Origin of the sequence: Arthrobacter sp. H14, assembly GCF_000520495.1 — a bacterium.
GTDB lineage: Bacteria > Actinomycetota > Actinomycetes > Actinomycetales > Micrococcaceae > Arthrobacter_C.
Map to the genome: position 1 here is coordinate 1,192 of NZ_KI914675.1, position 16,312 is coordinate 17,503.

The window sequence follows — 16,312 nt, forward strand, 5'->3', positions numbered from 1 at the left end:
CCCGCCGACCAATACGGCTGGCTGCCGCAGGCGCCCGCATGGATCCACGAGGCTGCGGAAAACACTCTGGCCTAGAGGGCCGAGGCAAGGCGCTTCCTGCCGGTGCCGGTCGGCACCTAGCATCACGGAAAGAATGGAGCGCGAAATGAGAAACAGCGATTGGAAATACACTGAAGGCCAAAGAATCAACTTCAACGGCCACCCTGGAGTCTTGCTGGAGAAGGACGGGAACGAAGAAAAGCCATGCTGGTTTATCTCATGGGATGACGGTTTTCAGGCCGAAGACTCTTTCTTCGAAGGAGAGCTGAAAGTCGAGGCCTAAGGACATGCCCTTCAAGCGCAAGCAGAAGCGGCTCCCAACCCTGACCGAAACGAGGAAGGATAAGAGTAATGGGCAGCGAAGAACCTCTACCGGATCACATTGAACGCCAGTGCTGCGTCTACAAAACCTCCTGTGGCGCCACCAGCCTCTACCTGGACAGGATGCCCGTCACGGATGCGGACAGCCCCACCGGTGCGTCCATCCGGTACGCGTACCGGCGGGAAAGCAACGACGACATCTACTTCGGCCCCTCCACGGAGGCCGAAATCCGAGCCTTCCTCGTGAACGATCACTACTTCACCGCTGCTCAACGTTAGCCGCCTCACATGAGTCCTTGGACGTCCTACCACTTCGGGTAGGGTGGGTCGGGCAAAGAGCTCCGCTTGTTCCCCCAACGTGCGGAGCTTTTTGCTTGCCCGGAACAGGTGCGGCCGCACACATCAGGGCATGACCAAAACCATCAGCCGCCAGCCCAAGGGCACCACCACAGGCGGACAATTCGCCGCCAACACCCACACAGAGCCGGACGTCTCCCTGGCTCCACCACGGCCGGCGGACGCCGCCGGCATCATCTCCGCCAACAACGATCCGGTGACACTCATGTACGTCGCCTACGACGATCAGCTGAACAACCAGCAGATCGATATGGTCCTCGCCGGGCAATGGAATGACGTGGCAAACAACGTCGACGAAATCTTCGCCGAGCACGCATTGGAGGAAGCGGAACGCATCGCCGAGCAGGAAATCAACGCAGCATTCGACGCAGAGACGTTCGACAGTCAATGGGACGAGCTTGACAGCGACGAGCAGACCGAGGCCATCTCCGCGGTCCAGGACCGCGACGATTCCGACCCCGTGGCAGACCTGCTGCGCAACACGCCGCCCCAACTGATGCGCACCTCCCTCGGCAGTCCCGCAAGCCGCCTCCAGGACCCGAACCTGGCCCTCGGCTCCCAGCTGGACGCGGGCGGCTTTGAAGCCCGCCAGAGGGCTCTCAGCGAGCTGCTGGAGGAGGCCGGAATGGACACATCCCCGCAAAGCGTCCATGAGGAAATCGAGGAGCTCGTCAACGAGGGACCCTGGGACTGGCACGAGGCCGTGGACCTGGACATTATCTGGTACGGAGACATCCAGGACGGCATCGCCCGGCCCCGTGGCGACGACGAAAACAGCGGACTGAAAACCCTCCATTTCGAGCGTGCACACGTGCTCCTGATCGACCGGATCAACGGCTCAGGTCACGACGTGCAGATCGACGCCAGCTGCTCCAAAACGCTGCTCCGGCCCGCCGACGATGACCCCGAAACGGATGCCACCGGAAGGGTCTATCTCGATTCCGGCACCCACGGATACTCCTGGAACGACGTCGCGGGAGTTCATAAACCCGCCTACGCGAACGGTGCGCCGACCGCAAAATGGTCAGAATAGGCCGCAATCTTCCTCGGCCGGTGAGTACGGAATGGTGTTTTGAGCCAAACCGGCTGAAAATCCGAGCGCTCAAACCATGGAATCCGATGCAGCCGGCACCATGGGTGGACTCCGGTTTTGACTGTTTTTGGTTGTTTTTGGGGTTGCGGCCACCCTGTTGGGGTGTTTTGTCCACCCCTGTCCACCCCCCTGGGTGGACACTNTTTTGGTTGTTTTTGGGGTTGCGGCCACCCTGTTGGGGTGTTTTGTCCACCCCTGTCCACCCCCCTGGGTGGACACTTTTCCGGGGTATCGTCCCACGTCAGAGGCACATTGTTGGTCAAAAAAGGGTGCTGTCCACCCTGTCCACGCGGGGAACAGGTCCCTATACAAGGAAGAGGTATATATAGATGAAATACCGGAGGGAACAATATACCGGTGTCTTACCTGTATGAGTATTAATAAGGGTGGACATAGTGGACAGAAGTAAGTAAGGGGCCTCCTTCCCTTTGTTTGCAAGGAACTTTGTGTCCACCCCCCCTTAGTGGACAGTGGGTGGACAGGGGTGGCCACAGCTTCGGCAGGCCTCCGGTCCTCTGATGGGGAGGGAACCGGCTGCGGCCGCACACATATCTGGCATGACAGCCACAACCGCACCCAAAGAACTACTGGCCATGTACCGCCAGGACGCAAGGCAGAATGCCCTCGACAACGGAGTACCCGCCAACCGCTCAAGCTTTCCCGGGCTGGGTTGCGAAGCCACCGGCATGATCTACCTGCGCGGCAAGCAACTCACCTACCAGCCGATGCATTCGGTCCCCTCCATCCTCGAGCCCGAAAAGATTGCCGAACTGCTGACCGGCGACGGCACCTGCACAGTGGTCGCCGACGCCAAGACATTCGCCAGGATGCTCGTCATGGCCGACAACATGCCTTCGAACGATTTCAAGTCACTTGGCCGCCGCCTGCGCATCAGCCGCGGACTGCCGGTGTCCATGAAACTTCCCATCCTCACCGAAGCACTCTCCTCCAGATACTGGCTCCAGGATGGTCTCGCGGAAAACAGTATCGCCGACTGGGCAGAGGCATTCGACGTTGCCGGGCCATCAACCGCCATCACCATGCGGTCGCTGATCACCCTCGCCTCGGACGGGCAGCGCCCCACCGCCCTCAAACACGGCCGCTCCGTCGACGGTATGGCGGATCTGGAAAAGCGGATCATGGAACAATGCGCCTGGTCGGGCATATCCACCGACTGCTACGTGTACTCGATGCTGGAACAGTATTCGGCCAAAGCAATCGGACTGCGCACCATCGACCCCGGCCTGCTCGAAATGCACATGATTGACGGCCAGGTGTGCAAGATCGTTCCGATGAACGTGGCCCACAAGACGTTCACCGCCTCGGTGTCCTCCCCGTTCAAGCTCAAGGAAGGCCGGAAAGTCCGGCTCACCGACGGCGAGCAGATCGCAGAGGTGTATCTGAACTCCCTGCGCTTCGGCGAAGGTTCCCTGCACGCCGTCTTTGAACAGCCGGGCAGCCGCGGACCCGGGGCACTGATGATTTCCCGCGCCAAGAAGGGCACGGCACCCCTGTTCGCCGCCGACGCAGTGTTCGAAAGCTTCGGCACCGGCCTGAAAAACAAGCGCTGGATGGGTGACGCCGTTCAGCGGGTCACCGGACGCGACGTACCCCTCGACGTAGCCCTGGCCGGCGCCCCCGTCGACTGACCCCGCACACTTCCGGACCCCGCCCTGTGGCTGTCACCAACGGGTGGGGTCCGGTTCATTACCTGACAGAAAGCAGCAATCCATGACCCGCAAGACCGGCTGGTGCCTCGGCGCCCAGGACTGCGATACAGAGACCGGTCGCGGCGGCTGCCCCGTCCAGACCGGGCAGAACCCGCCGTGTGACTGCACCTGCCACGATGGCGCAACCGCCGGCAGAGGGATGCTCGCCGACCGGAAAATCTCGCCGCGGGACCGGGCACGGGAAGCCGACCCCGCTGCCTACGCATGAGAAGGGTTATGGGGACCACGGCGGGCAACTGGACAAGGCTTGCACTGTGCCCGCAGCGCGGATCGTTCGACCTACCCTCGGTGATCACCGGGGTCGTCGCAGTTGCGGTGCTCACCGGCGGGGTGCTGGTCACTGTCGCCGCCCTGATACCTGCCTCCCAGGATGACACGGCACGCGACAACCTGGGCCTGGTCACCACGGCGCAGAAGGTCGCCTACATCAAAGACCACCGCTACCTGGACACGGCTGCGCTGACCTCGGCCGGCTACCTGAGCGCCGGGCCGGAACTGCAGAGCGCCACCGGTATGGACGGGAACTGCTACGTCGGCTTGTCCGAATCGGAGACCGGACGGTTCTTCTACGTCACCGGCGTCGATGCCGAAGCGCTTCCGCTGACCGACTATGCCGACCCCGGATGCATCACCGCCCCCCAGGTCGAAGAACTTATCGGCCCTCCTCCGCCCGTTCCAGTGGAGCCGACTCCACCGCCGCCGCCCGGCTACGATGATCCGGACCCGGAGGGCAAGAACCGATATGCCTTCTGCCATATTGGCAGCACCGCCACAGCCAACGTCAACGGCATCATGAACGGGCATGACGGGCACCCGTCCGACATTATCCCGCCGATCCCGGCGCACGGCTTCGAGGGGCTGAACTGGACCGTGGTCAACGCGGACACGTTCTACAATTCCTGCGAGCAACGCGAAAGCACCTTCGAGGGCGTCCCCTGAGCCGGTGAATGATCGCGCCGCTGCCGTACACATAGGGTTCATGAGCAACCTCACCACTCCCACTGCCGAGCAGATGCTGCATTTTCAGGCATGGCGCGCCGACGCACTGCAGATCATGCCCTACATGGCTTCGATCGCCTTTTCGCTGCGCCCCGTGAACACCACGATGGTCGACACGTTCGCCGTTGACCCGGGTCACCGCCTCTACATCAACTTCGAGAACACGATTTCGAAGGGCAAGCGGTTCTGCGCCGAAGGCCTGCTGCACGAATGCTCGCACCTGCTGGCCGAGCACGCGATGCTCGCCGAGACCGGCGGTGTCAAGGACGATGAGCGCAAGGCCTGGAACATGGCCGGCGACTTCGCCATCAATGACGACCTGCGCGATGCCGGATGCGACGCCCTGGCTGCGCACGGAGTTTTCGCCAAGATTATCGGCGAGGACGACTACAAGAGCCCGCTGTACTACATGGACGTGCTGCGTCGGCTCCAGAAAGCTGCCAAGAACAAGCCAAAGCCCCAGCCTCAGCCCGGTGAGGGTGGCGCAGGTGAGCAGGACGACTCCGGCGACCAGCCCGACGATGGCGGGGACGGCGGCGGCGAATCCGGCCAGGATCAAACCCCCATGCGCGGCTGCGGTTCAGGTGCCGGCGGCCAGAAGGGCAATTTCGAACTCGACGACGATGACAGCCTCGGCGGCAAGGCCGAAGCGGCCAGCGGTGTGGAGAAGAACCTGGTCCGCATTGCCGCCGCCTCCGCGGTACGCCAGCACCAGGAGCAGAAGGGCATCGGTTCCGTTCCCGGCGGCATCGCCGAGATTGTCGACAGGATCCTCACCCCTACCAAAACCCCGTGGGAGCGCGTCCTCGCCTCCTATGTCCGCCGCTGTGTTGCCTACAAGTCCGGCCACCACGACACCTCCTACCAGCGCCGGAACCGCCGCCGGATGAACGAGGAAATGTGCGACCGCGCCGGCAACGTGCTGGGCCGGGTAATCGCGCCGGGCTACATCAAGCCGATTCCTTCCCTGCACTTCTATCGGGACACGTCGGGGACGATGAGCGAGAACGATATGTCGCTGGCTTCCAGCCAAGTGATCGCCATTGCCCGCAAGCTGGGCATCCGCGGCAACGACCTGATGGTCTCCGATATTGACACCGATGTGGCGCACACGCGCAAGTTCACCGGGGCTGCATCGCTGGATGAGGTCCACGGCCGCGGCGGCACCGATATGGGCCGGGCGATCGAGCATGCCTGCGATCTGCGCCGCAAGCCGAGCGCCATTGTGATCGCCACTGACGGCGAAACGGGCTGGCCCCAGGAACCTCCGTCCGTGCCGGTCATTGTCCTGCTGGTGAACCTGCGCTCGGACTTCTGGCGCGAGAACGTACCGGCATGGGCGCACGTCGTAGAGGTGGAAAACCATGAGTGAGCCAATCAATGTTCCGCACGGTTACCGGCTGCCCGAAGGCACCAGCCTGCCTGAGCTGGCCGAACGCCTCCGCACCGTGATGGAGCCGGTCGCTCACACGCTGGCCATACGCGAGACCGCCCAATTCGCCACCCGCATCCTGGATAAAGCCAACATCGAAGGTGCCCCACGGCCGTCCTCGGTCATCTTCGATGCCGTCCAGGAATACTCCGGGCACGTCAGCAAAATCCTCTCCGGGGATCACACCTGCCCGCTGACCGTCATGTCCGTGGCCGTCACCGACGACCCCGAAACCGGTGCGCTGCTGGCCCTCGTCTTTGTCCAGTACGACGAATTCTCCCGCGCCCTGGACGACATGAGGTTCGGCGAATACTGGCCGTACTGGGACGAATCCGCCGGAGGGCCACGACCGACCGGGGTCGCCGGCGCAGACTGGGACGAACGCGGGCTCGCCTGGCGGCGTGCCCTGCGCGAATCCGACGCCACCAAACCTTCCGGCTTGTTCAAGATAGACATCGGCTCCGCCCAGCCCGATATATCCCTCGTGAATCAGTCCCAGGCGGTGTTCGACGCACTGCCGTCGGTGGAATCCCGGGTGAAGGTAAACATGATGCCGCTGCTGAACGGAATGATGTTCGCATCGGCCGACGAGGCGAACGCGTATGTGGCCAGCAACGAGCACCGCACCCGCCTGGAAGAACTGCTGAAGCCAATCACCCTCGAAGACATTGCCGGAGGTGCCCGGTGACCGCCATGCCAATGCCCGGCCCGCCGCTGACACGTTTCGTGCCGGCCGTCGAGGAAGTCAATGAGCGCCGCGGCATCACCGTGGTCATCGACCGGCAGCCGAATCTGTGCCACTGGGCCGTCCACTCAAGCGCCGGGACGGTCATCGCCGGGCCACGGTCCGGGGATGCCTCCAACCCTTCAAACCGGCAGCTGGCGGCGCAGATCAGTGCAGCTGTCTCCTCCACCGGGGCGGCGGGCATCCCTGTCTTCACCGCGGACTGGGCCACGGCTGAACTGCTGCGCGCCAAAACCGATCTTCCCGTCAGTGACCTGACCGCCCCGCAGGCGGCCATCACCGCTGCCCGTGAGGCGATTGCCGCCGTCGAAAAGAAACTCGTCACCGGCCTCACCCTGGCCTGCGACGCCTCCCGGGGCAAAGGCAAGGACGTCAACGGCTGCGGCTGGATCCTCGCCTACTCCAACGGGGCCGACCCGGCGGTGGGCGGTTTCACCACCGTCAGCGAAAACGGCGGCATCCGTGCCGGAGAGCTTTCCGCCATCCGGCGCGGGCTGCAGTCCACCCTGGCCCTGCATCCGGTTCTGCGCGACGGGGCCGGCGACCTGACCGTACTCACCGACTCGATGGCGGCACTGGACCTGCTCGAACGGGTGAAGGAAGAGGGCTACAACGTCCACGACAGCTCGGATTGCGTGCAGGAGGCGCGGCGCATCCTCGGATCGGCCCGCGGCGTGAACATCCGCTTCCAATGGGTGCGCGGGCACGACGGACACGTGTTGAACGAACTGGCCGACCGGCTGGCCGTCCTATCCCGCAGAAACCGGGAAATGGGCGTCGACGAGGTCACCCACGCCCGCATGATGGCCGGTGTCCGGACCGACGCACGGGAAATCTGCGCGGCGACAGGAGGGCGCTGATGGCCCAGCACCGCAACCGATCATCACGTGCCGCCTGCCCCAAGTGCGGGCGGAAGGTGGCATTCGTCGCTGGAACCGATGAACTGATGGCACATCCCGGCCAGTACCCCCACGCTGTCTGTCCATACTCCGGCACCCTCACCGGATGGGCGGATTCCTCATTGTCGGTAAGGAACATCGGCACGCTCCATCCCAAATCCCCGAGCGTTAGGGCTTACAGCGGAGGCCTACCGGGATCCGGACGTCGTTGGTAGCGGCCTCGCGCCAGATGGTGAGAGGTGTTTGAAACTCCGCACACATGAGGGTTAGCAAGCGGGCAAACGCCCCACACTCTGACTCTCAGGAGAATACCGTGAAGAACCACACTTCATCCCCGTTCATGCGGGCCCTTGCCGCCGGTGTCCAGGCCAACGTCGGAACCCTCATCTGGGGAGAACCCGGTCAGGCCAAGACGGCCACCGTCGAAGCCGCCTCCCGGGCCTGGGGCTACCACTCCGAAACAGTGATCGGCTCCAACCGTGAAGCCTCCGACTTCCTGGGCGTCATGGTCGAAACCGACGGCGTCGTCAACTATTCATCCTTCGCCTGGGCGCAGAACCTGATCGACGCCGACAAGGGTCTACTGTTCCTCGACGAGTTCAACACCTCGGCGCCCTCGACGATGAAGGGCATGCTCCGCGTCGTGCAGGAACGCTGGGTCGGTGAAGTGAAGCTGCCGGACTCGGTTGCCATCATCGCAGCCGCCAACCCGACCGAAACGGCCGTGGACGCCTACGACCTGCCCGCACCGATGGCCAACCGCCTGATGCACCTGGACTGGGTGTTTGACTCCGCTGGATGGCTCGACAACGTCGGCACCGGCTTCGGAAACATCACCTATCCGTCGCTGTCCTCGCTGCTTGGAGCCGACCCGGTATCCCGCAAGGCTGCTGTGACCGGCGCCGTGACCTCCTTCCTACGCACCCGCCCCAACCTGTTGACCCCGTCGGTGCCGACCGACCCGGTCAAGGCCGGACAGGCATGGCCCTCACCCCGTTCCTGGACCAACGTGATCGAGGTTCTGGCCCAGCTGGACGCCTACGACGACGAGGCCGCATACCTGATCGTGACGGGCCTGGTCGGCGAAGGTGCCGCCACCGAATACTTCGCATGGCTGGCCGCATCGGACCTGCACGACCCGGCCGAGGTCATCGACAACCCGACGATGGTCAACTGGCGCGACGAGCGTGCCGACCGGCTGTTCGCCCTCGTGCAGGCCGTGACCGCGCTGGGCCTGTCCAAGCCTGAACTGTGGCGCAAGGCGACCCTCGTGATGGCAGCCTGTGCCGACGGCGGAAAGCCCGACGCTGCGGCCCCCGGTGCGCAGAAGCTCATGAACAACAAGCCCGACGATGCGAAGATGCCGGTCGAGTTCCGGGTCGCGTTCCTCGAACTGTTCAGCGCCACCCACAACACGGTCTCCAAGGTCTAACCGCCGCAGACACCAGGAACCCCCGGAGAGTAGTCTCCGGGGGTTTCGTGCTCTCCAGTGCCCGGTGGCCCGTTCCGGGCCCGTAATGCGCTCACTACGGTGCCCAGCCGCACACAGACGGATATGAGCACAGAATTCAAAGCCCGGCAGCCCAAAGGCATCCCCGTCGGCGGTCAGTTCGCCCCCGACCGGCACAGCGAGTCCGGCGTCACCCTCAACCAGGTCCGCAACAGGGAGTTGATGGCCGAGCGCCGTGAACTGCTCAAGACCTCCGGCTACATTCCCGCAGCGACCCTGCACGCGGCGAACGCCCCGACGACGACCGAACGCCGCGGCGAATGGTGGAACCGCAACTTCGTCGCCGCCGAATACCGCGCCGCCGGCAAGGGCTACCCGCAGATGCCCGACGACTACACCCCTGCACGGACCCTCGGCCACGCGATGTCCGGGCACCGGCGCACGCACCGGATGAACTACGGCAACAAGGACATCCAGCTGCGGATGCCTTCCGTGACATCCATCAAGCGGTTCAGCAAAGAGCACATGAACCCGACGTTCGACGTTCCCGTCTCCGTTTCTATCAAGGGCGGCGCCCCAGTCCAAGGATGGGTCCGCGTGACGAAGACCGGACCGGACCAGTGGGAAACAACCACCCTCGGCGGACCTAAAGGCGACGCAGCCGACCAGGTCGCAGAAGCCGCAGCAGCAGTGCTCGAATCACGCCGGCCGACGGCTGCACTGTCCCGGGTCAGCGACCTGCTCGAGGCACGGAAACAGCGCGAAGCGGCCCGCGGATCAGAACTGAACCCCATCAAATCGTCTTTCATCGATTCGATCGGCTACGACGAGCCTTCCTCGACAATGGCCACCCGGATCGGCGACAAGCTCTACGGGCACAAGGTCACCAAGCAGTTCTTCGACGCGGTGCGCTCCGCCGAGCGCCCCGGTGCGGTGTTCAACAAGCTCGTCCGGCAGGGCCAGGGCAGCGGAGTCGAACAGTGCTCCAAATGCAACAGGTTCAGCGCCACCGGTGTTTCACACACCTGCCCGACCGGACACAAACCTGAATCCGGCATCGGTCTCGACCATGTGGAGCGCGCCCGCACGCGTGCCAGCCATGTGGCCGCCACCGCCTCACGCGGAGTGGACCCGGTGCTGGACCGGAAGGTGGCCCCGGCTGCCGCCCCGGTGAACACGGCGCCGGCGCCCGGAGCACAGCCCGTTCCGGCGAAGAAAACCGGTCTGCCCGGACGGCGCCGGCGCGTCTAGCAGCACAACCCAGTCATCACGGCCGGGCGGGGAAACCTGCCCGGCTTTGCTGTCCCCGCCAAAGCGACACCTGTGACGGCGGACGGCGCATAGAAACCACTGCACCGACAAGACACCCCTGAAAGGACCCGCCATGCAACTGCTCGGACTCCACGGATTCGCTCAGGTCGGCAAGGACACCGCCGGCCTTCACCTGACCTCGGGACGCGGCTTCACCCGGTACTCCTTCGCCGATCCGATCCGCGAAGCGCTCTACACCCTCGACCCGATGCTGGACGGAACCGTGTCGCTGGCCATGCTGCTCGACAAGCTCGACGGCGACTGGGACGCTGCCAAGAATCACCGCGTCTATGGGGCCGAGGTCCGACGGCTGATGCAAAAGTTCGGCACGGAAGTGGCCCGGGACCTGTTTGGGCCGGATGTGTGGATCAAAGTCGCCGCTGCAGCCATCGCCGAGGACCGGCCGGACGCAGCCGTCATCACCGACGTCCGGTTCACGGAAGAGGCCGAATGGATCAACGCCCAGGGCGGCCAGGTCATTGAGATCACCCGCCCTGGTGTGCTCCGGATCAACGGACACAGTTCCGAAAACGGACTGCCCCGGGAACTGATTTCTGCGACGATTGCCAACGACGGCAGCCGCACCGTACTGGCGCACAAACTCGACGCCGCACTGAACCTGACACCCGCACTGGCGAACGCCGCATAGAAGTCAGCTGAGAGCACCACCGACCCCACGCCAGAACAAAGGAATACCATGTCGACACTGATCATCGAAGGCCCCCTGGAGCAGCTTCCTGTCCGCGAGGATGGCAGCCCTTACCCGTTCTCCCTGACCCAGCAGAACCAGGCGATCTTCGCCGATACCCGCACTGAACTGACCGGGCACCTCATCGAGGGCTACGCCAACCTTCCAGGCGGCGAAGAGGGTGACACTGAGGCGCTGTACATCCGCTACCAGTCAGCTGTAGCCGTCGCCAACGCGCTGCAGCCGGTCCTGGCCGGGGACGCGACCAACAACGGAACCTTCGATCCGAGCGTCGAATCCGAGGACACCCTCACCGCCCTGTTCGCGGACCGGTCGGAGAAGATCGACGACGTCGGTTCCTGGGACCATGAGGTTCCTTTGGTGCTGGTCGCTACCGATTTCGCCCCCTACACGTCCGCGCCCAAGCCCGAAGGCAACGTGCTGCTGGTGAACCCGTACACGGAGACGACGTACCTGGATTCGCTGTCGGAGCTGGGCGTGGTGGAGCTTTTCGTCAACGCCGAGTAGTCCCTCCCGCAGAGCACCCCGATCGCCCTCCCGAAGGGTGGCCGGGGTGTTCTCGTTTACGCGTCAGGGATAGCGGTGATGTTGCCCTCCGGAACGAAATGACTGTCCGCATCGGTGGCCGGTGCCGGGGCGTCAAGGTTGTTGGCTGTCTGCGCGAACCGGTAGTCGACGGCCATGTCCGTGGAGGCGCCAATGGTCGTTACCAGGGCCGCTGCGGCAATCTTTCCGGAGGCCCAGTCGGTGCCCGGGATCCCTGCCGGCGCGGTCGCCGAGCCTGTAGCCGTGCTGGTGCCGGCCACGACGTCGAGGTTCCTGCCGCCGGCGTTGGCGTAGGAGAATTTGCTGCTCCCGGCCGCGTCGGTGATCAGCGTCAACGGTGATGGAAGGGATGGAGTTCCCGTGCAGCTGACCGGATCGGTGCCCGTGTCGAAACCGGGATGGATGGCGACCTTGTTCTCAACTGTGGTGAGACCGTCTGCTGTCTCGATGGTCCAGGTGGAGACTTTGCATTGGCCATCGAATCCGGGAACGGTCATTTCGAGCTTGCGGTCGTCGACGGCGGTGATGCTGCTGGACTAGAGCAGGTCGTTGCGGAACGCCGAATCGGTCAGCGCCGCTTGGTTGGTGATGTCGAGGCGCTGCCACGAACGCCCAGAAGCCGCTGGATGGTATTTCCGCTACGGAATCCGCTGCGGACGCCTCAGAGGGCACACAGCCCCTCAGGCTGTGGAAGATCCCATTGCGGATAATCCGGCGCCCACAAGCGCGGATGGGCAGGAACCAATAGTGCAGGCCGCCCCGCCGGTGGAGGACGACGAGATCACCGACGATTCATTCTTCGACAGCCCCCCGGCATGGGAGGAAGAAGCAGCCGGCGAGCCCGCCGACGATGACGTTGAATTCAAGTTCGACGACGCGGATCCATCCACCCGCGTCAACTGAATCGGATTACGAAGAAGTCCCCCGACCGGTATTCGGCGGGGGCTTCTTGTTGGTGCATCAGGAGTGGGCGGCCAGGGCCTTCGATTGCGCCGCGGCGAGGGCGGCACCCTTGAGCGGCTTGCCGTCTGCGTCGTAGACAGCCTCTCCATACTGGTCGGCGCCTGGGTCCTTCATCGCAGCCCGGCGCGCCGCCGTCGCAGACTTCTCATCGGCCTCGTCATCGAGGGAGGGAGTGTACTTGGCGATCTGCGCCGCGGTGGGTTCGGGCTGGGACGTTTTCTGCAGTCCCAGCCTCTCGAAGACGCTGCGGTAATCGTCGGTGGTGGCGAAGTAGGACTTGTATACGGCAGGGGACTGTCCCTCCAGGTCAGCCACACCGACACCCTTTCCGGCCTTGCCGCCGGACTTCACATTGTCCGGCACATGCGGGACCGCCGATTCATCGCTGAAGGACTGCTGCCGCGCGGACTTGGATGGGTTGACGCCCTGCAGCATTTTGTGGCCGATCTTGGCCTTCAGGGTCGGCGGGACACCGGTGTTGTTGTTGGTGACCTGCGTGGAGAGAATCATCCGCATGCCCACGAATCGCTGCTCGGCGACAATCTTGGAGATCAGCGCCCCGAGCTGGATCTTCATCAGGTTCCGTTCAGTGGCCTCACGCACCAGCGGGTGGTCCTTGGGAATACCGCCTGGAATCTTGTCGGTGACCAGCAGAGCCGAAACCTCGTCGACGACAATGAAGATCGGCTTGTACCGCTCCTTCTCCGGCATATCCAGCCAGTTCACGTACCCTTTCTGCGCCAGGACTTTCGCCCGCTCCCGGCCCTCGTTGTAAACCATCTGCAGGGTCGCCACGGCGGCCTTGTCGGAGTCGCAACCCCAGCCTCCATCACGGACATAGTCCTTGCACCACATGAAGTCCACGGCCTTCGACGGGTCGTCGACGATGACCAGTTCCGAGCCGTTGGAACGCCCGTGAGCGATGAGTGCGTTGAGAGCAACCGTATTGTGCGTCGGGATGAAGCCCTCTGTCAGGTAAAGATGGCTCGGGTGGTCGATACGGATGCAGCGGCCTAGCGCCCGGCCGACCCATCGGATTTCCGTCACATAAATCCAATTTTGAGTGTCGCGAAGAGTGGATGGAACCCGCTCGGCCTTGCGGGACAGCCGAAAGACGGCCAGATCGGTAGTGAAATGCATCCGGTACCTGGTACCGACCGTCCGCCGACGCTTAATGCCGGCGTTATCCGGGTCCGCCTCCGTGATGGAAGAGGGGCTCTCATTCATACTGCACTTGATGCCCAGGGAGCGGATCAGCTCCAGCGCCCCCGATGCAAGCCGTTGGTTGCACAGCGTCAGTTCGCAGGATCCCGATTCCGAGATTGAACCATCTGTGTCCATAAGTCCCTGGAGAAGGGCCAGGCGTTGCGCGTGTGAAGACCGCAAATACGCCGCCGGGACGTGCTTGTTTTGCCGTAGACCATGCTGGATCAACATTTCACTCAGAGGCAGGTTCGACCGATCGAGCACGCCATCACCGCGGCAGTCCAAGCAGTACCTGCTGTACCCCAGCACCGGAACTTTCCAGTTGTTATGCCCATGGAGACATTTCTCTGGCATCGGCCGTCCGAAATGGATTACTTTGGCCGTCGACCGGCTATTGTTTTCAATTCGCGATACCGATGGCCATTCGGAGGTGAGCAGAGCGTACATCTCCTCGTAGTCCTGACTGCCCACAGTTATGCCACTGTTGCGGGAGGTTCCGTCTCCTAGCCATGCGCCGAGGAGGTAAGGCGATATGGGGAGTGTAGCTTCAGGAGCCAGGAGCGAGCCAGCTGTGCGAACGGCATAGTTACTCCTGCCATCTTCGACCCTTACGGCGGACGCCATTTCTTCAGCAGTGACAGTCTTTAGCAACGGCTGACGTTCGAATGCGTCGTAGTTTCCCTGGAGGTGGTCCTTCCAAGCATTCACGAACTCGTCCACTGGGTAGAAACGCGGCTGGCCGGAACCAGGGTCCACCCGAAATGGCAGACTGGCCTGACGGGCGAACGATTGCACTCTCTGATGACTCAGCCCAGTGAGTTGCGCCAGCGTCCGTGTGTCTGCCCCAAGAGCATGATCCGCTGTCAGTGCAGCAACGGCAGTGAGCCGCTCGAGTTCTTGGCGCCTCCTTACATCGACATAGGCTCGCTTGCTGTCCATCCGTGGCAGATGCGCGTTCCTTGATTGGCGATCCGACACTGTCCATAGGTGTGCCGGGTCGCACCTGACAGATTGTCCGTCACTGAACATCAACTCGTAGATGGGATCCTCGATGATAGGTGAAAGGTAGTCCACGTTGGCAACTTCACCCGAAGCGGCGAATACTTCGTCTCCAAGATTCAGCTTGCCGATGGTAGCCCAGCCATTCGGGAACCGGCCTGAAACCGGCACAGGGACTCGTGAATCAAGAGGTTGGCGCTTTCCCGAACCTGGTGTGCCGGCAAGGAGCGAAAAGGCTGAGGCGGTCCAGTCGATGGCGATTTCCTCACCAGTCGTTTCGCCGGGCAGCGGCAGCTTGATTCCGAACGGCGACTCGTCCAACGATCCGCGACCCAGTTTCTTCACCGGGAAACCGACGGTATTCGGGAAGGTGGGAGGCGCCGACGGAATCAGCGACGCCCTCAGCTTCTGCGGATCCGTCTTCAAATACCAGCCGTCATAACCGACTACACCGGTGGCGACCTCTTCGAGCTTCGAATCGTGCTTGGAGGGAACATAGGATTTGGGCAGTTCCAGGTCAAACCCGCCGTCCGGTCGCTGCGCCACCTGCACATCCCAGGGCTTTACCCCGAGAGCGACAGCCGCAGCTCCGCGGCATCGGCCCATTTCGTCGGTCAGCTGGGTCAGGGTGGCGCGGCCCAAGAACGGTTCGAACCGGGTCATCTCCCAACCTTCGCCGTGCTGGTCGGCAAGCTTCACGGCCATCTTGTCGCCGTCGGAAGGCTTCACTGTACGGGGGAGCCGGACATCCTTGGTTCGGCTGGCGGTATTGGTGCTGACCTCGGTGATGGTCACCTGCCGGGTGGCAACAGCGACGCCCTCGGAGATGGAGTCGATCTCGAACCCGCCGCCGTGTTTGTCGGCGATCTTCTTCTCCAACGCCTTCGAATGGCGCGACGGATCGAAGCCGTCGGGTAGCTTGACGGTGATTCTTTCGGTGCTGCTGGCCACAACGCTGTCTTCCGGTAGGGATAAGTGTTCTACCGGTAATCATGCGTAGATTCATGTGCAGACAGAAGGAAAGTTCCGACCTGCGAGAATTCCAGAGAACGCCATGCACTCTGAAATTTCCGAAGGACCTCCTACGACGTCGCATAGCGTCGAGGGCTTCTAGACTGACACAGTTCCCGGGGCCGGTTGCCGTGCATATGGTGATAGCTTTCGTGAGCAGCGGTCGAAGTCGGTCGCTCTATCGGAATTTCCGTTTAAGCCAATCGCCTACTCCTCAAGTTATTTTGGTCCCATAAGGTTCCATAAGGTCCAGCGGCCGATCGGCTCGGTTGACGACTAACGTTGTGCTTGGCAGGAGTCGGTTTTTTTGGGCAGCCATCGGTGCAGTCCAGATCCCGGGTCATGAGCTCAATTCCTCTCGGGAAGTGTTTTTCTTGGCGCGTATCTTGACCGACCCCTTCCCGGTGACGTTACGACTGGTCCGGTAGGCTCTTCGGCACCGTATAGTTTCAGATTCCGGTACAGGGTCGCCCGCGACCAGTTCACCGCATCGGCGGCCTGC

General features: G+C 63.0%; 16 protein-coding genes. 14 read left to right on the forward strand and 2 right to left on the reverse strand.

From position 1 onward, the window contains the following. Nucleotides 1–145: 145 nt before the first annotated feature. The 13 genes from Y707_RS0116480 to Y707_RS0116540 all read left to right on the forward strand — a co-directional run bounded on the left by Y707_RS0116480 (nt 146) and on the right by Y707_RS0116540 (nt 11,592). The gene (locus Y707_RS0116480; protein ID WP_155853067.1) at nt 146–322 is read left to right on the forward strand and encodes a hypothetical protein; all 177 of its coding nucleotides are present in this window, start codon (nt 146–148) and stop codon (nt 320–322) included. 68 nt (nt 323–390) lie between these two features. After that, nucleotides 391–639, forward strand: a complete 249-nt coding sequence (locus Y707_RS0116485) for a hypothetical protein (RefSeq protein ID WP_026535891.1) — start codon at nt 391–393, stop codon at nt 637–639. 130 nt (nt 640–769) lie between these two features. After that, complete coding sequence (locus Y707_RS0116490) at nt 770–1,750, forward strand: hypothetical protein (RefSeq protein WP_026535892.1); 981 nt, start codon at nt 770–772, stop codon at nt 1,748–1,750. Between the two features lie 617 nt (nt 1,751–2,367). Next, nucleotides 2,368–3,459, forward strand: coding sequence for a hypothetical protein (locus tag Y707_RS0116495; RefSeq protein ID WP_026535893.1), 1,092 nt, complete (start codon nt 2,368–2,370; stop codon nt 3,457–3,459). Between the two features lie 82 nt (nt 3,460–3,541). Continuing rightward, nucleotides 3,542–3,748, forward strand: coding sequence for a hypothetical protein (locus tag Y707_RS0116500; protein ID WP_026535894.1), 207 nt, complete (start codon nt 3,542–3,544; stop codon nt 3,746–3,748). Nucleotides 3,749–3,756: 8 nt separating this feature from the next. Continuing rightward, a complete protein-coding gene (locus Y707_RS0116505; RefSeq protein ID WP_026535895.1) occupies nt 3,757–4,479 on the forward strand; it encodes a hypothetical protein in 723 nt (240 codons plus the stop codon). Nucleotides 4,480–4,519: 40 nt separating this feature from the next. Then, entirely contained in the window at nt 4,520–5,911 is a 1,392-nt protein-coding gene (locus tag Y707_RS0116510) for a vWA domain-containing protein (RefSeq protein WP_026535896.1), read from the forward strand. After that, a complete protein-coding gene (locus Y707_RS0116515; RefSeq protein WP_026535897.1) occupies nt 5,904–6,659 on the forward strand; it encodes a hypothetical protein in 756 nt (251 codons plus the stop codon). Before Y707_RS0116510 ends, Y707_RS0116515 begins: the two co-directional genes overlap by 8 nt. A gap of 5 nt (nt 6,660–6,664) precedes the next feature. Next, nucleotides 6,665–7,576, forward strand: a complete 912-nt coding sequence (locus Y707_RS0116520; RefSeq protein WP_253905220.1) for an RNase H family protein — start codon at nt 6,665–6,667, stop codon at nt 7,574–7,576. A gap of 352 nt (nt 7,577–7,928) precedes the next feature. Next, nucleotides 7,929–9,047, forward strand: coding sequence for an AAA family ATPase (locus Y707_RS26905; protein ID WP_051442123.1), 1,119 nt, complete (start codon nt 7,929–7,931; stop codon nt 9,045–9,047). A gap of 123 nt (nt 9,048–9,170) precedes the next feature. Continuing rightward, nucleotides 9,171–10,316: a hypothetical protein gene (locus tag Y707_RS0116530; RefSeq protein WP_026535899.1), complete on the forward strand. Its 1,146-nt coding sequence runs from the start codon at nt 9,171–9,173 to the stop codon at nt 10,314–10,316. 133 nt (nt 10,317–10,449) lie between these two features. Beyond that, nucleotides 10,450–11,025, forward strand: a complete 576-nt coding sequence (locus Y707_RS26910; protein ID WP_051442124.1) for a deoxynucleotide monophosphate kinase family protein — start codon at nt 10,450–10,452, stop codon at nt 11,023–11,025. Between the two features lie 48 nt (nt 11,026–11,073). After that, entirely contained in the window at nt 11,074–11,592 is a 519-nt protein-coding gene (locus Y707_RS0116540) for a hypothetical protein (protein ID WP_026535900.1), read from the forward strand. A gap of 56 nt (nt 11,593–11,648) precedes the next feature. Here Y707_RS0116540 and Y707_RS0116545 read toward each other — a convergent pair whose 3' ends face one another. Then, on the reverse strand, nt 11,649–12,128 hold the full coding sequence (locus Y707_RS0116545; RefSeq protein ID WP_026535901.1) for a hypothetical protein: 480 nt from the start codon (nt 12,126–12,128) through the stop codon (nt 11,649–11,651). Between the two features lie 190 nt (nt 12,129–12,318). On the opposite strand from Y707_RS0116545, the gene Y707_RS30865 reads away from it, so the two are divergent. Continuing rightward, nucleotides 12,319–12,534 (forward strand): hypothetical protein, encoded by a 216-nt coding sequence (locus Y707_RS30865; protein WP_155853069.1) that lies wholly within the window; start codon nt 12,319–12,321, stop codon nt 12,532–12,534. Between the two features lie 57 nt (nt 12,535–12,591). On the opposite strand, the gene Y707_RS0116555 is transcribed toward Y707_RS30865, so the two are convergent. Further along, entirely contained in the window at nt 12,592–15,750 is a 3,159-nt protein-coding gene (locus tag Y707_RS0116555; RefSeq protein WP_026535902.1) for a hypothetical protein, read from the reverse strand. Nucleotides 15,751–16,312 lie beyond the last annotated feature (562 nt).

Bases quoted from the DNA above. Each gene is read 5' to 3' on its own strand.
- Y707_RS0116480 (WP_155853067.1), top strand. From the start codon at position 146: ATGAGAAACAGCGATTGGAAATACACTGAAGGCCAAAGAATCAACTTC.
- Y707_RS0116485 (WP_026535891.1), top strand. From the start codon at position 391: ATGGGCAGCGAAGAACCTCTACCGGATCACATTGAACGCCAGTGCTGC.
- Y707_RS0116490 (WP_026535892.1), top strand. From the start codon at position 770: ATGACCAAAACCATCAGCCGCCAGCCCAAGGGCACCACCACAGGCGGA.
- Y707_RS0116495 (WP_026535893.1), top strand. From the start codon at position 2,368: ATGACAGCCACAACCGCACCCAAAGAACTACTGGCCATGTACCGCCAG.
- Y707_RS0116500 (WP_026535894.1), top strand. From the start codon at position 3,542: ATGACCCGCAAGACCGGCTGGTGCCTCGGCGCCCAGGACTGCGATACA.
- Y707_RS0116505 (WP_026535895.1), top strand. From the start codon at position 3,757: ATGGGGACCACGGCGGGCAACTGGACAAGGCTTGCACTGTGCCCGCAG.
- Y707_RS0116510 (WP_026535896.1), top strand. From the start codon at position 4,520: ATGAGCAACCTCACCACTCCCACTGCCGAGCAGATGCTGCATTTTCAG.
- Y707_RS0116515 (WP_026535897.1), top strand. From the start codon at position 5,904: ATGAGTGAGCCAATCAATGTTCCGCACGGTTACCGGCTGCCCGAAGGC.
- Y707_RS0116520 (WP_253905220.1), top strand. From the start codon at position 6,665: ATGCCAATGCCCGGCCCGCCGCTGACACGTTTCGTGCCGGCCGTCGAG.
- Y707_RS0116530 (WP_026535899.1), top strand. From the start codon at position 9,171: ATGAGCACAGAATTCAAAGCCCGGCAGCCCAAAGGCATCCCCGTCGGC.
- Y707_RS26910 (WP_051442124.1), top strand. From the start codon at position 10,450: ATGCAACTGCTCGGACTCCACGGATTCGCTCAGGTCGGCAAGGACACC.
- Y707_RS0116540 (WP_026535900.1), top strand. From the start codon at position 11,074: ATGTCGACACTGATCATCGAAGGCCCCCTGGAGCAGCTTCCTGTCCGC.
- Y707_RS0116545 (WP_026535901.1), bottom strand. From the start codon at position 12,128: ATGACCGTTCCCGGATTCGATGGCCAATGCAAAGTCTCCACCTGGACC.